Below are 12,925 nucleotides of genomic sequence, written 5' to 3' on the forward strand. Positions count from 1 at the left end.
TTTTGTATCTTGATTAATTCGGCGAAACCGCCGCTTCCCGCAGTCCACGACGGACGCGGTTGATCATCGTCAGCACGCACAGCACCGCCATGGCCGCGGCCACGCCAGTGACCGTCATCGCGCCACCCCACTCAAACGCCAGCAGCAGGCCCAGCGCACCGATCACGAAGGCGCGATCGCTCTTGCCCATCGGGCCGTCATAGCGGCGGCTGGCGCCGACCATCAGCCCCAGCACCCCGGCGTACTCGCTCAGCGCCGCGGTCCAGGCCAGCAGCCACAGCGCCTCCGGGCGCACGCCCGGCACGCTGAGCAGGCTCAGGTACAGCGCGGCGTCGGCGATCACATCGCACAGCTCGTTCAGATAGGCGCCCAGCCGCGACTGCTGGCCGAACTCGCGGGCCAGCATGCCGTCCACGGCGTTGAGCGCCATGCGCAGCAGCATCCACAGCGGCAGCAGCAGGTACAGCAGCGGCTGGGCCGGCGCGCAGCACCACACGGCGGCGGCCACCAGCAGCGAGACCCCGGCAGCGGCCACGGTCACCGTATTGGCGGTGATCCCCATGCGGTACAGGCCGCGTACGGCCGGACGCAACAGGTCCTGGAAACGTCCTTTCAATGCATAGATCGACATGATCCGTACCCGCTGATCCTTGGCAGTGCGGGCACAGCCTACCCGATTGGGGCAGCCGGCCCCATCCTGTTGCCTGCGGGCCACTCCGGCCCGGCTGTGCTGAAGGCGGCCGCAGGGCCACCGGCGCGGGCCGATTTTCCCCACCGGCGCCCGCCACCGGCCCCCACCGCCTACAATATCGGCCCCGCTCCGCTGCCGATTCTGTCCCATGACTGCTGATCTGTTGCCCGTCCGCCGGGCCCTCCTCTCCGTTTCCGACAAGACCGGCCTGGTCGAGCTGGCCACTGCGCTGGCGGCACGCGGCGTGGAGTTGCTGTCCACTGGCGGCACCGCCAAGGCGATCCGCGATGCGGGCCTGGCCGTGAAGGACGTGGCCGACGTCACCGGCTTCCCGGAAATGATGGACGGCCGGGTCAAGACCCTCCACCCGATGGTGCACGGCGGCCTGCTGGGCCGCTCCGGCCTGGATGACGCAGTGATGGCCGAGCACGGCATCGGCGCCATCGACCTGCTGGTGCTGAACCTGTATCCGTTCGAATCGGTCACCGCCAAGGCCGATTGCACCCTGGCCGACGCGGTCGAAAACATCGACATCGGCGGCCCGGCCATGCTGCGCTCGGCGGCCAAGAACTTCGCCCGCGTGGCGGTGGCGACCGATCCGTCGCAGTACGCCGAACTGCTGGCTTCGCTGGACGCCAACGACGGCCAGCTGTCGGCCACCACCCGCTTCGCGTTCTCGGTGGCCGCGTTCAACCGCGTCGCCCAGTACGACGCCGCGATCAGCAACTACCTGTCGGCCGTCACCGCCACCGACGCCGCGGTGCCGGCACGTGCCGAGTACCCGGCACAGATGAACTCCACCTTCGTGAAGGTGATGGACCTGCGCTACGGCGAGAACCCGCACCAGAGCGGCGCGTTCTACCGCGATCTCTACCCGGTGCCGGGCACGCTGGCCACCTTCCAGCAGCTGCAGGGCAAGGAACTGAGCTACAACAACCTGGCCGATGCCGATGCAGCGTGGGAATGCGTGCGCCAGTTCGACGCGCCGGCCTGCGTCATCGTCAAGCACGCCAACCCGTGCGGCGTGGCCGTCGGTGCCGGCAACGGCGATGCCTACGAGCTGGCCTACGCCACCGACCCGACCAGCGCCTTCGGCGGCATCATCGCCTTCAACAAGCCGCTGGACGCCGCCACCGCCAAGGTGATCCTGGACCGCCAGTTCGTGGAGGTGCTGATCGCCCCGGACTACGAGCCGGCCGCGCTGGAATACGCGCAGAAGAAGGCCAACGTGCGCGTGCTGCGCATCCCGCACGGCGACGGCCTGAACAACTTCGACAGCAAGCGCGTCGGCTCGGGCCTGCTGCTGCAGTCCTCGGACAACCGCGGCATGACCCGCGATGAACTGAAGGTGGTCAGCAAGCTGGCGCCGACCGACAAGCAGTTCACCGACCTGCTGTTCGCCTGGAAGGTCGCCAAGTTCGTGAAGTCCAACGCGATCGTCTACGCCAAGGACAACCGCACGATTGGCGTGGGCGCCGGCCAGATGAGCCGCGTGTACTCGGCCCGCATCGCCGGCATCAAGGCCGCCGACGCGAACCTGGTGGTCGAGGGTTCGGTAATGGCCTCCGATGCATTCTTCCCGTTCCGCGACGGCATCGACGCCGCCGCTGCCGCCGGCATCAAGGCGGTCATCCAGCCGGGCGGTTCGATGCGCGATGCCGAAGTGATCGCCGCCGCCGACGAACATGGCCTGGCCATGGTGTTCACCGGCGTGCGCCACTTCCGCCATTGATCCGCATTACGAAGCCGGGCCCTGCCCGGCTTTTCTTTTCCGCACCCGAGAACCCTGTCCCATGAAGATCCTCGTCATCGGCTCCGGCGGCCGCGAACACGCCCTGGCATGGAAGCTGGCCCAGTCCTCCCGTGTCACCGAAGTGATCGTGGCGCCCGGCAACGCCGGCACCGCCAGTGAAGGCAAGTGCCGCAACGTGGCAGTGAAAGTCACTGACATCGACGGCCTGCTGGCGCTGGCCCAGGCCGAGGGCGTAGCGCTGACCGTGGTCGGCCCGGAAGTACCGCTGGTGGCCGGCGTGGTCGACCGCTTCCGCGCCGCTGGCCTGCGCATCTTCGGGCCGACCGCCGCTGCCGCGCAGCTGGAAGGCAGCAAGGCTTACGCCAAGGATTTCCTGGCCCGCCACAACATCCCCACCGCGTTCTACGCCGTGCACAGCGACGTGGACGCTGCGTTGGCGTACGTGCGCGAGAAGGGCGCACCGATCGTGGTCAAGGCCGATGGCCTCGCCGCCGGCAAGGGCGTGATCGTCGCGATGAGCTTGACCGAGGCCGAAGACGCGGTGCGTGACATGCTCTCCGGCAACGCGTTCGGCGATGCCGGCGCCCGCGTGGTGATCGAAGAGTTCCTCGACGGCGAGGAAGCCAGCTTCATTTCGATGGTGGACGGCGTGCATGCGCTGCCGATGGCCACCTCGCAGGACCACAAGCGCGTCGGCGACGGCGACACCGGCCCCAACACCGGCGGCATGGGTGCGTACTCGCCGGCCCCGGTGGTCACGCCGGAGGTGCATGCGCGGGTGATGCGCGAAGTGGTGAACCCGACCGTGCAGGGCATGATTGCCGACGGTATCCCGTTCACCGGCTTCCTCTACGCCGGCCTGATGATCGACGCCAGTGGCGCGCCGAAGGTGATCGAATTCAACGTGCGCTTCGGCGACCCGGAAACCCAGCCGGTGATGCTGCGCCTGCAGTCGGATCTGGTGGAGCTGGTGGAAGCGGCCATCGATGGCCGCCTGGACCAGGTGGAAGCACACTGGGACGCGCGCCCGTCACTGGGCGTGGTGCTGGCCGCCAGGCCGTACCCGGAATCGCCGATCACCGGTGACGTGATTTCCGGCCTGGACGAGGTGCCTACCAGTGCCAAGGTGTTCCATGCCGGTACGGCATTGGATGCGCAGGGCCAGGTGCTGAGCGCCGGCGGCCGCGTGCTGTGCGTGGCGGCGCTGGGCGACAGCGTGCGCGACGCGCAGGCCAACGCCTATGCCGGCGTGGCCAAGGTCAGCTGGGCCAACGAATTCCATCGCAACGACATCGGCTGGCGCGCGATCGCACGCGAGGGCTGAGGCAGGCGCGGCGTCAGGACATCCACGCATGGCGTGGATCTACTGGTTCTGCAGCAGGGGGAGATGCACGCCATGCGTGGATTGAACACCCGAAAAGAAAGGCCCGGCAGTGCCGGGCCTTTTCATTGCTTCAACGCCGTCCCGCCTTACGCGGTGAACAGCGCCTTCATTTTCTTCAGCGCGTTCGCTTCAACCTGGCGGATGCGCTCGGCCGATACGCCGTACTCGTCGGCCAGCTCCTGCAGCGTCACCTTGCTGTCGGCATCCAGCCAGCGGCGGCGGATGATGTCGCGCGAACGCGCATCCAGCTCGGCCAGGCCTTCGCGCAGCAGCTGCATCTGGTTGTCTTCACTGTCGGCACGTTCGTAGGCCATCGACGGGTCTTCGTCGTTGGCGACCAGGAACGCAGCCGGCGACGGCGGCGCGTGTTCGTTGTCCTCGTCGGCCGGCGCATCGAAACCGATATCGCGACCGGACAGGCGCGACTCCATTTCCATGACCTCGCGCTCGGACACGTTCAGGTCCTTCGCCACCGCGCTGACCTCAGCCGCGTTCATCCAGCCCAGGCGCGTCTTCGACTTGCGCAGATTGAAGAACAGCTTGCGCTGCGCCTTGGTGGTGGCGACCTTCACGATGCGCCAGTTCTTCAGGATGAACTCGTGCATCTCGGCACGGATCCAGTGCACGGCAAAGGAGACCAGGCGCACGCCCATGTCCGGGTCGAAGCGCTTGACCGCCTTCATCAGGCCGATGTTGCCTTCCTGGATCAGGTCGCCCAGGGCAAGGCCGTAGCCGTTGTAGCCGCGGGCCACGTGCACCACGAAGCGCAGGTGTGAATGCACCAGCTCGCGGGCGGCGTCCAGATCGTTGCCGTCGCGGAAGCGACGGGCCAGGTCCTGTTCGTCATCGACCGACAGCACCGGGATCTGGTGCACGGCACCGATGTAGGCGTCCAGCGAACCGAGCGCACTGGGAATCGGGAGATTGTTTGCCACAAGGGCAGTAGAGGTGTTCTGGCTCATAGGCACCCATCTTAGCAGTCCGGGATTTGGACTGCTAAAGGAGGAAAAAGTTCCAGCATCCTATTGATGCAACACTGGTCCCAAACAGAGCCCTACCGTAGCGCGATTTGATGACAGTGGCGAGCACGCTTTTCGGGATTCACAATCCCTTGGAATTCAATCAATTAACTGCCGGAAACCGGCGATTTCCGGTCAAGCGGAGCTGAACGGGCCGGCCTGGAGGTCCATTCAGGCCTGGAGACGTTGCCGGGTGTTCAGGCCCGAAGGCCGAGGGTCGCCCCCTTTACTACTAAGAAACCCGTTGACAGCCATCCGGCGACATGCTCCGATGCATCAACTAATTCATACGTAGAAACACATGGCCCGTCCTGTCTCGCAGACTCCCACCCCCGCCGAGCAGGCCATCCTGGACATCCTCTGGGACAAGGGCGAAGCATCCGTGCGCGAAGTGGCGGATGTGCTCGGCGAACACAAGCCGGTCGCCTACACCACGGTGCTGACCATGTTCAACGTGCTGGCGAAGAAAGGCTTCGTCAGTCATCGCCAGGAAGGTCGCGCCTACATCTACCACGCCACGCTCAGCCGCGAGCAGGCCCGCCGGCAGGCGCTCGACCATCTGCTGCATCAGTTCTTCGACGGCTCACCGAACGTGTTGGCACAGCACCTGGTGGACGAACGCGAAATCGACCGCAACGAACTGCAGGCACTGCAGCAGCGCATCAGCGATGCCAGGGCCGGGAGGAAGGAATGAACCTCATCGACATGGCGATGGCACTGGGCCTTCGGCAGTTGCTGTTGTCCGCAGTTGTGCTGCTGCCAGCGCTGTGGCTGGCACGGCGGCGGGCCCTCAGTGCCGAACAACGCTCCTGGCTGCTGACAGCAGCGATGGCAGTGGCACTGCTGTTGCCGCTCAGCGCCTTCCTCCCGGGCTGGTCGACCACCCTGCCCGCACCGGCACCGCCCGCGGCCGCGTTCCACCCCATGCCCGGCGAAGGGGCAACGACGGAAGAGGCCATCTTCGAAGCCGGACGGCAGCCCGACATCTATTACGTCGAACTGCCGAAGACCCTGCCGACGGTGCTTGCACTGCTTTGGCTGCTGGGCACCCTGTGGCTGGGCATGCGCCTGCTGGACGCGATGCTGCACGCGCGCCGGCTGCGGCGGCTGGCGCAACCGGCGTCCGCCGGATTGCGCGCGGTCCTGGCCGACATCGTGCCCGCCCACGTGACGATCGCCACCTGCGCCGTCGACGGGCCGATGGTCGTCGGCCTGTGGCGCCCGCAGATCCTCCTGCCCCGCCCCTTGCTGGCACGGCTGGACAACAACGTGCTGCGCGACATCGTCCGCCACGAGGTTGCACACCTGGATCGACGCGACCTGTGGACAAGCACGCTGCTGCGGGCGGGAACAGCACTGTTCTGGTGGAATCCACTCCTGCACCTTGCCCAGGCACGCTTGGCGGTACTGCGCGAAATGGCCTGTGATGCACGCGCTGCGATGCAGGCACGCGAACCGCTGGACTATGCAGGTTCGCTGCTGGCCAGCATCGAACAGCTGCAGGCCCTGCGCGAAGAGGCACCGACACTTGCACTGGGCATGTTCAGTGCACGCAGCCAGCTGGCGCAGCGCATCGATCAGCTGCTGGACGCCGCGTCGCAGTCCCCCCGGCGCCGCAGCCTGTTGATGCTGGGCCTGCTGCTTCTGCTGGCCTGCACCGGCACCGCGGTGGCTGTCTCACCACGACTCGCCTCACCACCGGTTGCCAGCTCCTCCGATACGCGCGTCAACACGCTGCTCCAGGCCGCCAGCACGCATGACGTCGCGCAGGTCCACGCGTTGGCGGCGGCGGGCGTCGATCTCGATGCGCGCGTGCTCGGCGACGGCACGGCGCTGATCCAGGCCATCCGCGCACGCGATCCTGCGATGGTCGACGCCCTGCTGCAACTGGGCGCCGACCCCGATCGTGCCGCGCTGGGCGAAGGCAATCCATTGATCGTCGCCTCCGCGCTGGGCCTGCAACCCATCGTCGAGCAGCTGGTGCAGGCCGGTGCAGACGTCAACCGGGTCGTGACCTATGACGAGACGCCGCTGATCAATGCCTCGCGCGAAGGGCATCTGGTCACCGTGCAGTACCTGCTCGCGCACGGCGCCGACATCAACCTGGGCGTGGAAGCCGACGGCTGGCTGGGGCGCTGGCGGACACCGCTGAACCAGGCTGGCAACGCGGCCGTGCGCGATTACCTGCTGGCGCAGGGCGCCCGCCGCGAACGACGCTGACGCCGCCGCCGCATCGCCTCCTGCGCTGCGGCGGCAACCCGTTCCACCCGCAACGACCGGACGCGGCAGGCGTGCGTGGCAACGCGTGTGCCGATCCCGCCCGCTCTTCCACTCCTGCAAGGATGTCGATGATGAACCGACTGTTGCTGTGTTCGCTGCTGGTCTCCCTGACTCCGTTCCACGTGATGGCCACTGACGCCAGTGCTGAAGACCCTGCGCGCTTTGCCCAGGCAATGGCCCATGGCCTGCGCCCCAGCACCGCGCAGCTGGGCGCCGCGCTGCCGCAGTGGTCGATCGAGGAACGCCTCGCCCACTACAAGATACCGGGCGCTGCCGTTGCGGTGATCCGGAATGGCCAGGTGGTATACGCCGCCGGATTCGGCCTGCGCCAGGCGGGCACGCGCGATGCGGTGGATGCCGATACCGTGTTCTCGGTGGGCTCGGTCAGCAAGATGGGCGCTGCAGCAACCACCCTGAAGCTGGTTGCCGCCGGCACAGTCTCGCTGGAAGAGAACATCGACCTTCGGCTGCGTCGCTGGCATGTGCCTGCCGATGCGCAGGGACTGCACCCGCCGATCAACCTGCGCATGCTGCTCTCGCACACCGCCGGCTTCAATGTGCATGGCTTCCAGGACTACCAGCCTGCCGAACGCTTGCCGACCTTGCTGCAGACACTGGATGGACTGGCGCCTGCAAAGAATGAACCGATACGCCTGATCCACGCGCCCGGCCAGCAGGTCGACTATTCCGGTGGCGGCTACACGGTGGTGCAGCTGGCGATCGAAGACCTGACCGGCAGAGCATTCGCCGACGTCGCACGTCGCGAGGTGTTCGCGCCACTGGGCATGTCCCGCAGCACGTACCAGAATCCCTTGCCTGCCGGCTACGGCAACGTTGCCCATGCCCATGACAACAAGGGCCAGCCGGAGGCCCTGCCACGCGGCTGGCAGAGCTTTCCGGAACAGGCGGCGTCCGGGCTGTGGACCAGCGCCAACGACATGGGCCTGTTCGTCGCGGCCCTGCTGCGCAGCATCCGCACCAAGGATGGATGGCTGCCGCAGTCGTTGGCCCTGCAGATGGTCAGCGAAGTGGCGCCGGCCGGTCGTGGCCTGGGTCCGGAGCTGGCCGGCACCGGCGCCAGTCGCCGCTTCTTCCACAACGGCAGCAATGACAGCTATCACGCCGGCATTGAAGGCTACCCGGAGAGCGGCGATGGATTCGTCATCCTGACCAATGGCGACAACGGCCCCGCACTGCGCGGGGAAATCCGCAATGCCCTTTCCGATGCACTCGGCCACAATGCCAAACCAGTCATCCGCACGCTTGACCCGGCGCTTCTGCGCGACAGCTACCCAGGTTTCAGCGGTCACTTCGTACTCGATGGCGCGCTGCCGATGGACGTCCGCGGCGGTCTCGCTGACTGGTTCGAAGCCACGACGTTGGATCTACAGGCAGGCCAAGCGGGACTGGAACTGCGCCTTCCAGGACGGGACAAGGCCGTCGTGCTCCAGGCGCTGACCCCTGTTCGCTTCCTCGCCGGCAGCGTGGGCGCAGAGCTGCTGTTCCACCGTGGTGGCGACGGCACGGTCCAGGCCCTCAGCGTGATCGCCGAAGGTGCGCGTGCCTACTATCGGCGCGCGGATATCGCGCCAGCAGCGGGCCATTGATCCATCGCTGGCGGCGCCGGGCTACTGCCCGGCCCGCTCAGAGCGCGGAACGCGGCGGCAACGACCAGTCGATCGGGGCCTGCCCGCGGCGCTGCAGGTACTCGTTGGCCATCGAGAAATGGCGGCAGCCGAGGAAGCCGCGATGGGCCGACAGCGGCGACGGATGCGGCGACTTCAGCACGCGATGGCGGCGGGTGTCGATGACCTTGCCCTTCTGCTGCGCGTAGGCGCCCCACAGCATGAACACCAGCCCTTCGCGCTCGCGGTTGAGCACGTCCACCACGTGGTCGGTGAAGCCTTCCCAGCCACGGCCCTGGTGCGCACCGGCCTTGCCCTCCTCCACCGTCAGCACCGCATTGAGCAGCAGTACGCCACGCTGCGCCCACGGCATCAGGCAGCCGTGGTCCGGGCGCGGAATGCCGAGATCGCTCTCGATCTCCTTGTAGATGTTCAGCAGCGACGGCGGCACCGGCACGCCCGGCGGCACCGAGAAACTCAGGCCATGCGCCTGGCCGCGGCCGTGGTATGGATCCTGGCCGAGGATGACCACCTTCACCTGCTCGAACGGCGTGGCGTCGAACGCGGCGAAGATCTGCGGGCCGGGCGGGAACACCGCCGCGCCACCGGCCTTGCGCTGGCGCAGGAAGGCGGACAGCTCGCGCATCTGCGGCTGCAGCAGGTAATCGCCGACATGCTGCTTCCAGCTCGGTTCCAGCTGGATCGTCGGGGTGTCGGCTACTTCATCCATCATCGCAACAGAGGTCCATCGTTCAATCGGGCCAGCCGCAGCTGGAACAGCACCTTGGTAACCAGCAACCGTTCTTCGATCGGCTTGAGCACCAGGTCGTTGGCACCGGACTGCAGCAGCCCGGTCTGGTTGTGCGGATTGCCATCGCCGGTCATCACCAGCACCGGCAGGCGGCGCTTGCCGTAGCCGAAGTCCACGCGCACGCGCTGCACCACGTCGCGGCCGCTCAGTTCGCCCTTCAGGGTGACGTCGGTCAGCACCAGGTCGATGCGGTGGCGGCTGCGGCCCAGCGACTCGGCGGTCAGCAGGGTGAACGCTTCTTCGGCGCTGACCACGTGCAGCACGTTCAGCTGCTGGCGTTCCAGCATGCGCTTGGTCGCCTCGGCCACCACGCGGCTGTCCTCGATATAGAGGATGGTGGCGCCGGGAATGGTCTGCGGCTGCACGTAGCCGCGGATGAAGGTCGCCAGTGCCTCGTGGCCCAGCGCCTTGTCGAAATAGTCGGTGACGTACTCGGTGAAGCGACGCTGCTCCAGGTGCTGCTGGGCATCGCCAGAGACCACGATCACCGGCACATAGGCCTGGCCGGCCGCTTCGCGCACCATCCGCGCCAGCGCCAGGCCGTCACCATCGCGCAGGGTCAGCGAGGTCGTCACCAGGTCCACCGGGCCCTGCGCCAGCGCCTGCTGCGCATCCTCGATGCTGTCGCAGCCGATCACCTCCACGCCCGGCAGGTCGCGCTGCAGGACGTCGGCGATCAGCTTGCGGACCAGTTTCGAACCATCGACCACCATCACCCGCGTCGCGGGCCCTTCAAGGTGCTTCAGCGCTTGCGGTTGCATGCCGGTCTCAGGTGTCGGTCGGGCGGGTCTGGCGGAGGAAGTGGCCGGTGACCAGCCAGGCGCCCAGCCAACCCAGCAGCAGCGTGCCGAGCAGGACCAGGCCGCCGTGCAGCAGGTCCAGGCCGTGCAGCACGAACGGGCTGCCGTAGCTGCGCGAAAGTTCGGCCAGCGGCACGCGCAGCGCGGCACCGGCGGCGGCGATCAGGGCCAGCGCCACCGCACCGGCGCCCAGGCCGTACCACGCGCCCAGGTACAGGAACGGGCGGCGGATGAAGCCATCGCTGGCGCCCAGCAGCTGCAGCACGCCGATCTCTTCGCGGCGGGCCTGGATGTCCAGGCGCACCGTGTTGCCGACCACCAGCGCGGCACCCACGCCAAGCAGCACCGACAGCACCTGCACCAGCCGCGCACCGAAGGCCAGCCAGGCATCCAGGCGTTGGCGCCACAGCGCATCGTGCTGCACCAGGTCGGCCTCGGGCAGGCCTTCCAGCGCGCGCGCCAGGCGCGCGTCATCCTTGCCCTGGCCGGGGGTGATCACCAGCAACGAAGGCAGTGGATTGTCGTTGAGTGCGTCGATCGCCTCGCCGAGGCCGGCATCGCGCAGTTCCTGCAGGCCCTGCTCGGGCGTGCGCACGTTCACTTCGGCCACGTCGTCGCGGTCGCGCAGCTGGCCGGCCAGGCGCAGCGCGCCGGGGCCATCGACGTTGCCCTTCAGGAACACGTTGATGTCGCGCGACTGCTGCACGCTGCCGGCGAACTGCTTGAGGTTGTCCAGGGCGATCGACAGCCCCAGCGGCAACGCCAGCGCCAATGCCATGACCATCACCGTCAGCAGGGTCGCCCACGGCTTGCGGCAGGCGCGGCCCAGGCTGAACACCACGCTGTGCACGTGGTGCTGGAACCAGACACCCACACGCGAGGGGGCGGCGGCTTCGCTGTTTTCGTTCTTCGCCATCGGTTACTCCGCCAGGTCCTGCGGCGAGATGTCATCCACCAGCCGGCCGTGGTCGAGGATCAGCACGCGCTTGCGCATGCGGCGCAGCAGCGGCAGGTCGTGGCTGACCACCAGCACGCTGGTGCCGCGCGAAGGCAGCTCGGCGAACAGGGCCATGATCTCCGCCGCCAGGGTCGGGTCGAGGTTGCCGGTCGGCTCATCGGCCACCAGCAGCTTGGGCTCGCCGACGATGGCGCGGGCGATGCCCACGCGCTGCTGCTCGCCGGCCGACAGCTGCGAGGGCAGCGCCTTCTCGCGATGGCCCAGGCCCATCCGCTCGAGCACCGAGCGCACGCGCTTGCTGATGTCGCCACGGCGGGTGCCACGCAGGATCAGCGGCAGCGCCACGTTCTCGGCGATCGAGCGGTCCATCAGCAGCCGATGGTCCTGGTAGACCGCCCCCACCGCGCGTCGGTGGCGGGGCACGTCGCCGCCGCGCACCTTCAGCAGGTTGCGCTCGTCGAACACCACCGCGCCGCGGCTGGGCCGCTCGTCCAGGTGGATCAACTTGAGCAGGGTGCTTTTGCCCGCACCGGAATGGCCGGTGACGAACAGCATCTCGCCCGGCGCGACCTCGAAGCTGACATCGATCAGCGCCTCGTGGCCACCGGCGTACTGTTTGCTGACATTGTCGAAGCGCAGGACACTCATGCCCCGATTATGCAGGACCGGCGCGACGGATCGGTAGCGCCGGGCCCGGCCCGGCGGAATCTTCGATCCGCGGCTGCGCCCGCCGGGCCTCGCCGGGCGCTAGCCCTCCCTGCGGGCGTGCAGGACCACCAACGCGTTGTTGTCGCGGTATTCATCCCAGAAGCCGGCAGGCCGGCCCTGGCACTCCGCCGCCGTCGGCGCCGGCACCTGCCACTGCAGCCCGGGCAGCCCCGCGCGGGCGGCCGCCTGCTCATGCTGGTCCGCGCGCCATTGATGGTCGGTGACGCGGGCCTCGGCAGCATCGGCGAACGCGACCTCCACCAGGTGATGATCGTCCAGCGCCTGCTGCCGGACGATGCGTGCGCCGTAGCGCGAGAAGTCGCCCCGGGCCAAGCGGAAGGCCGGATGGGTGACGATGCCCAGCAGCCGTCCGCCCGGTCTGAGGACGTGGGCCGCCGCCCGGTACATGCGCTCCAGTTCCTGCAGCGTATCGGCGTGGTTGAACAGCCAGACTGCCACGGCAATATCGAAGCGGGCCGGCAGGTCCAGCCGGGTCGCGTCGCCGTGCAGGAACTGCATGGCGTCACCGCCTTGCCGGGAAAGCCGGCACGCCTGCTCGATCATCGCGGCGGACAGATCGACACCAAGGGCACTACGTGCCCCGTGCAGCAGAAGGTGGCGGCCAAAATCGCCGGAGCCGCAGGCCAGATCGATGACATCCCGCCCCTGCAGTGGACCGGCCAGCTCCAGCAGCGTCCGGCGTTCCAGCGGACGGGATGCAGAGGCCGCCACGTGCTGCGCGTAATGCAGATCGAATGCGTCGTAACAGGGTACGGATGCCATCGCGTGAGTCCTCCGCATGCGTGAGGAGCCAGCTTGGCTGGAGGCCGGCAGGCGCAGCCAGAGTCAGATGCGACAACGTTGCGTGGCAGGCGGCTGCGCGGCATGCCGGCCAT

12 protein-coding genes are annotated in these 12,925 nt (G+C 67.8%); 5 read left to right on the forward strand and 7 right to left on the reverse strand.

Features of this window, described 5'->3' with window-relative positions:
• Positions 1-13 precede the first annotated feature (13 nt).
• Entirely contained in the window at positions 14-631 is a 618-nt protein-coding gene (locus ACYKG1_RS19515) for a CDP-alcohol phosphatidyltransferase family protein (RefSeq protein WP_100474108.1), read from the reverse strand.
• A 208-nt stretch (positions 632-839) separates the two neighbouring features.
• On the opposite strand from ACYKG1_RS19515, the gene purH reads away from it, so the two are divergent.
• Both purH and purD read left to right on the forward strand, forming a co-directional pair.
• Entirely contained in the window at positions 840-2,423 is a 1,584-nt protein-coding gene (gene purH / locus ACYKG1_RS19520) for a bifunctional phosphoribosylaminoimidazolecarboxamide formyltransferase/IMP cyclohydrolase (RefSeq protein ID WP_100474109.1), read from the forward strand.
• Between the two features lie 61 nt (positions 2,424-2,484).
• Positions 2,485-3,768, forward strand: a complete 1,284-nt coding sequence (gene purD / locus ACYKG1_RS19525) for a phosphoribosylamine--glycine ligase (protein WP_478471149.1) — start codon at positions 2,485-2,487, stop codon at positions 3,766-3,768.
• Between the two features lie 146 nt (positions 3,769-3,914).
• On the opposite strand, the gene rpoH is transcribed toward purD, so the two are convergent.
• Entirely contained in the window at positions 3,915-4,790 is an 876-nt protein-coding gene (rpoH, locus tag ACYKG1_RS19530; RefSeq protein ID WP_049424102.1) for an RNA polymerase sigma factor RpoH, read from the reverse strand.
• A 358-nt stretch (positions 4,791-5,148) separates the two neighbouring features.
• On the opposite strand from rpoH, the gene ACYKG1_RS19535 reads away from it, so the two are divergent.
• The 3 genes from ACYKG1_RS19535 to ACYKG1_RS19545 all read left to right on the forward strand — a co-directional run bounded on the left by ACYKG1_RS19535 (position 5,149) and on the right by ACYKG1_RS19545 (position 8,734).
• A complete protein-coding gene (locus tag ACYKG1_RS19535; RefSeq protein WP_100474111.1) occupies positions 5,149-5,541 on the forward strand; it encodes a BlaI/MecI/CopY family transcriptional regulator in 393 nt (130 codons plus the stop codon).
• Positions 5,538-7,067: a M56 family metallopeptidase gene (locus ACYKG1_RS19540; protein ID WP_262227857.1), complete on the forward strand. Its 1,530-nt coding sequence runs from the start codon at positions 5,538-5,540 to the stop codon at positions 7,065-7,067. Before ACYKG1_RS19535 ends, ACYKG1_RS19540 begins: the two co-directional genes overlap by 4 nt.
• Positions 7,068-7,198: 131 nt before the next feature.
• Positions 7,199-8,734, forward strand: coding sequence for a serine hydrolase domain-containing protein (locus ACYKG1_RS19545; protein WP_478471150.1), 1,536 nt, complete (start codon positions 7,199-7,201; stop codon positions 8,732-8,734).
• Between the two features lie 37 nt (positions 8,735-8,771).
• Here ACYKG1_RS19545 and ung read toward each other — a convergent pair whose 3' ends face one another.
• The 5 genes from ung to ACYKG1_RS19570 all read right to left on the reverse strand — a co-directional run bounded on the left by ung (position 8,772) and on the right by ACYKG1_RS19570 (position 12,812).
• Positions 8,772-9,485, reverse strand: a complete 714-nt coding sequence (ung, locus tag ACYKG1_RS19550; RefSeq protein ID WP_262083576.1) for a uracil-DNA glycosylase — start codon at positions 9,483-9,485, stop codon at positions 8,772-8,774.
• Positions 9,482-10,324, reverse strand: a complete 843-nt coding sequence (locus ACYKG1_RS19555; RefSeq protein ID WP_049424094.1) for a response regulator — start codon at positions 10,322-10,324, stop codon at positions 9,482-9,484. The genes ung and ACYKG1_RS19555 overlap by 4 nt, the downstream gene beginning before the upstream one ends.
• 7 nt (positions 10,325-10,331) lie before the next feature.
• Positions 10,332-11,279 (reverse strand): permease-like cell division protein FtsX, encoded by a 948-nt coding sequence (gene ftsX, locus ACYKG1_RS19560; RefSeq protein ID WP_262083577.1) that lies wholly within the window; start codon positions 11,277-11,279, stop codon positions 10,332-10,334.
• A gap of 3 nt (positions 11,280-11,282) precedes the next feature.
• Positions 11,283-11,969 (reverse strand): cell division ATP-binding protein FtsE, encoded by a 687-nt coding sequence (gene ftsE / locus ACYKG1_RS19565; protein ID WP_014648630.1) that lies wholly within the window; start codon positions 11,967-11,969, stop codon positions 11,283-11,285.
• Positions 11,970-12,068: 99 nt separating this feature from the next.
• Positions 12,069-12,812, reverse strand: a complete 744-nt coding sequence (locus tag ACYKG1_RS19570) for a class I SAM-dependent methyltransferase (RefSeq protein WP_478471151.1) — start codon at positions 12,810-12,812, stop codon at positions 12,069-12,071.
• Positions 12,813-12,925 lie beyond the last annotated feature (113 nt).

The organism is Stenotrophomonas sp. 85239_Sma (assembly GCF_056481725.1).

Coding starts and splice junctions, on each gene's coding strand:
- ACYKG1_RS19515 (WP_100474108.1), bottom strand. CDS start 631: ATGTCGATCTATGCATTGAAAGGACGTTTCCAGGACCTGTTGCGTCCG.
- purH (WP_100474109.1), top strand. CDS start 840: ATGACTGCTGATCTGTTGCCCGTCCGCCGGGCCCTCCTCTCCGTTTCC.
- purD (WP_478471149.1), top strand. CDS start 2,485: ATGAAGATCCTCGTCATCGGCTCCGGCGGCCGCGAACACGCCCTGGCA.
- rpoH (WP_049424102.1), bottom strand. CDS start 4,790: ATGAGCCAGAACACCTCTACTGCCCTTGTGGCAAACAATCTCCCGATT.
- ACYKG1_RS19535 (WP_100474111.1), top strand. CDS start 5,149: ATGGCCCGTCCTGTCTCGCAGACTCCCACCCCCGCCGAGCAGGCCATC.
- ACYKG1_RS19540 (WP_262227857.1), top strand. CDS start 5,538: ATGAACCTCATCGACATGGCGATGGCACTGGGCCTTCGGCAGTTGCTG.
- ACYKG1_RS19545 (WP_478471150.1), top strand. CDS start 7,199: ATGAACCGACTGTTGCTGTGTTCGCTGCTGGTCTCCCTGACTCCGTTC.
- ung (WP_262083576.1), bottom strand. CDS start 9,485: ATGATGGATGAAGTAGCCGACACCCCGACGATCCAGCTGGAACCGAGC.
- ACYKG1_RS19555 (WP_049424094.1), bottom strand. CDS start 10,324: ATGCAACCGCAAGCGCTGAAGCACCTTGAAGGGCCCGCGACGCGGGTG.
- ftsX (WP_262083577.1), bottom strand. CDS start 11,279: ATGGCGAAGAACGAAAACAGCGAAGCCGCCGCCCCCTCGCGTGTGGGT.
- ftsE (WP_014648630.1), bottom strand. CDS start 11,969: ATGAGTGTCCTGCGCTTCGACAATGTCAGCAAACAGTACGCCGGTGGC.
- ACYKG1_RS19570 (WP_478471151.1), bottom strand. CDS start 12,812: ATGGCATCCGTACCCTGTTACGACGCATTCGATCTGCATTACGCGCAG.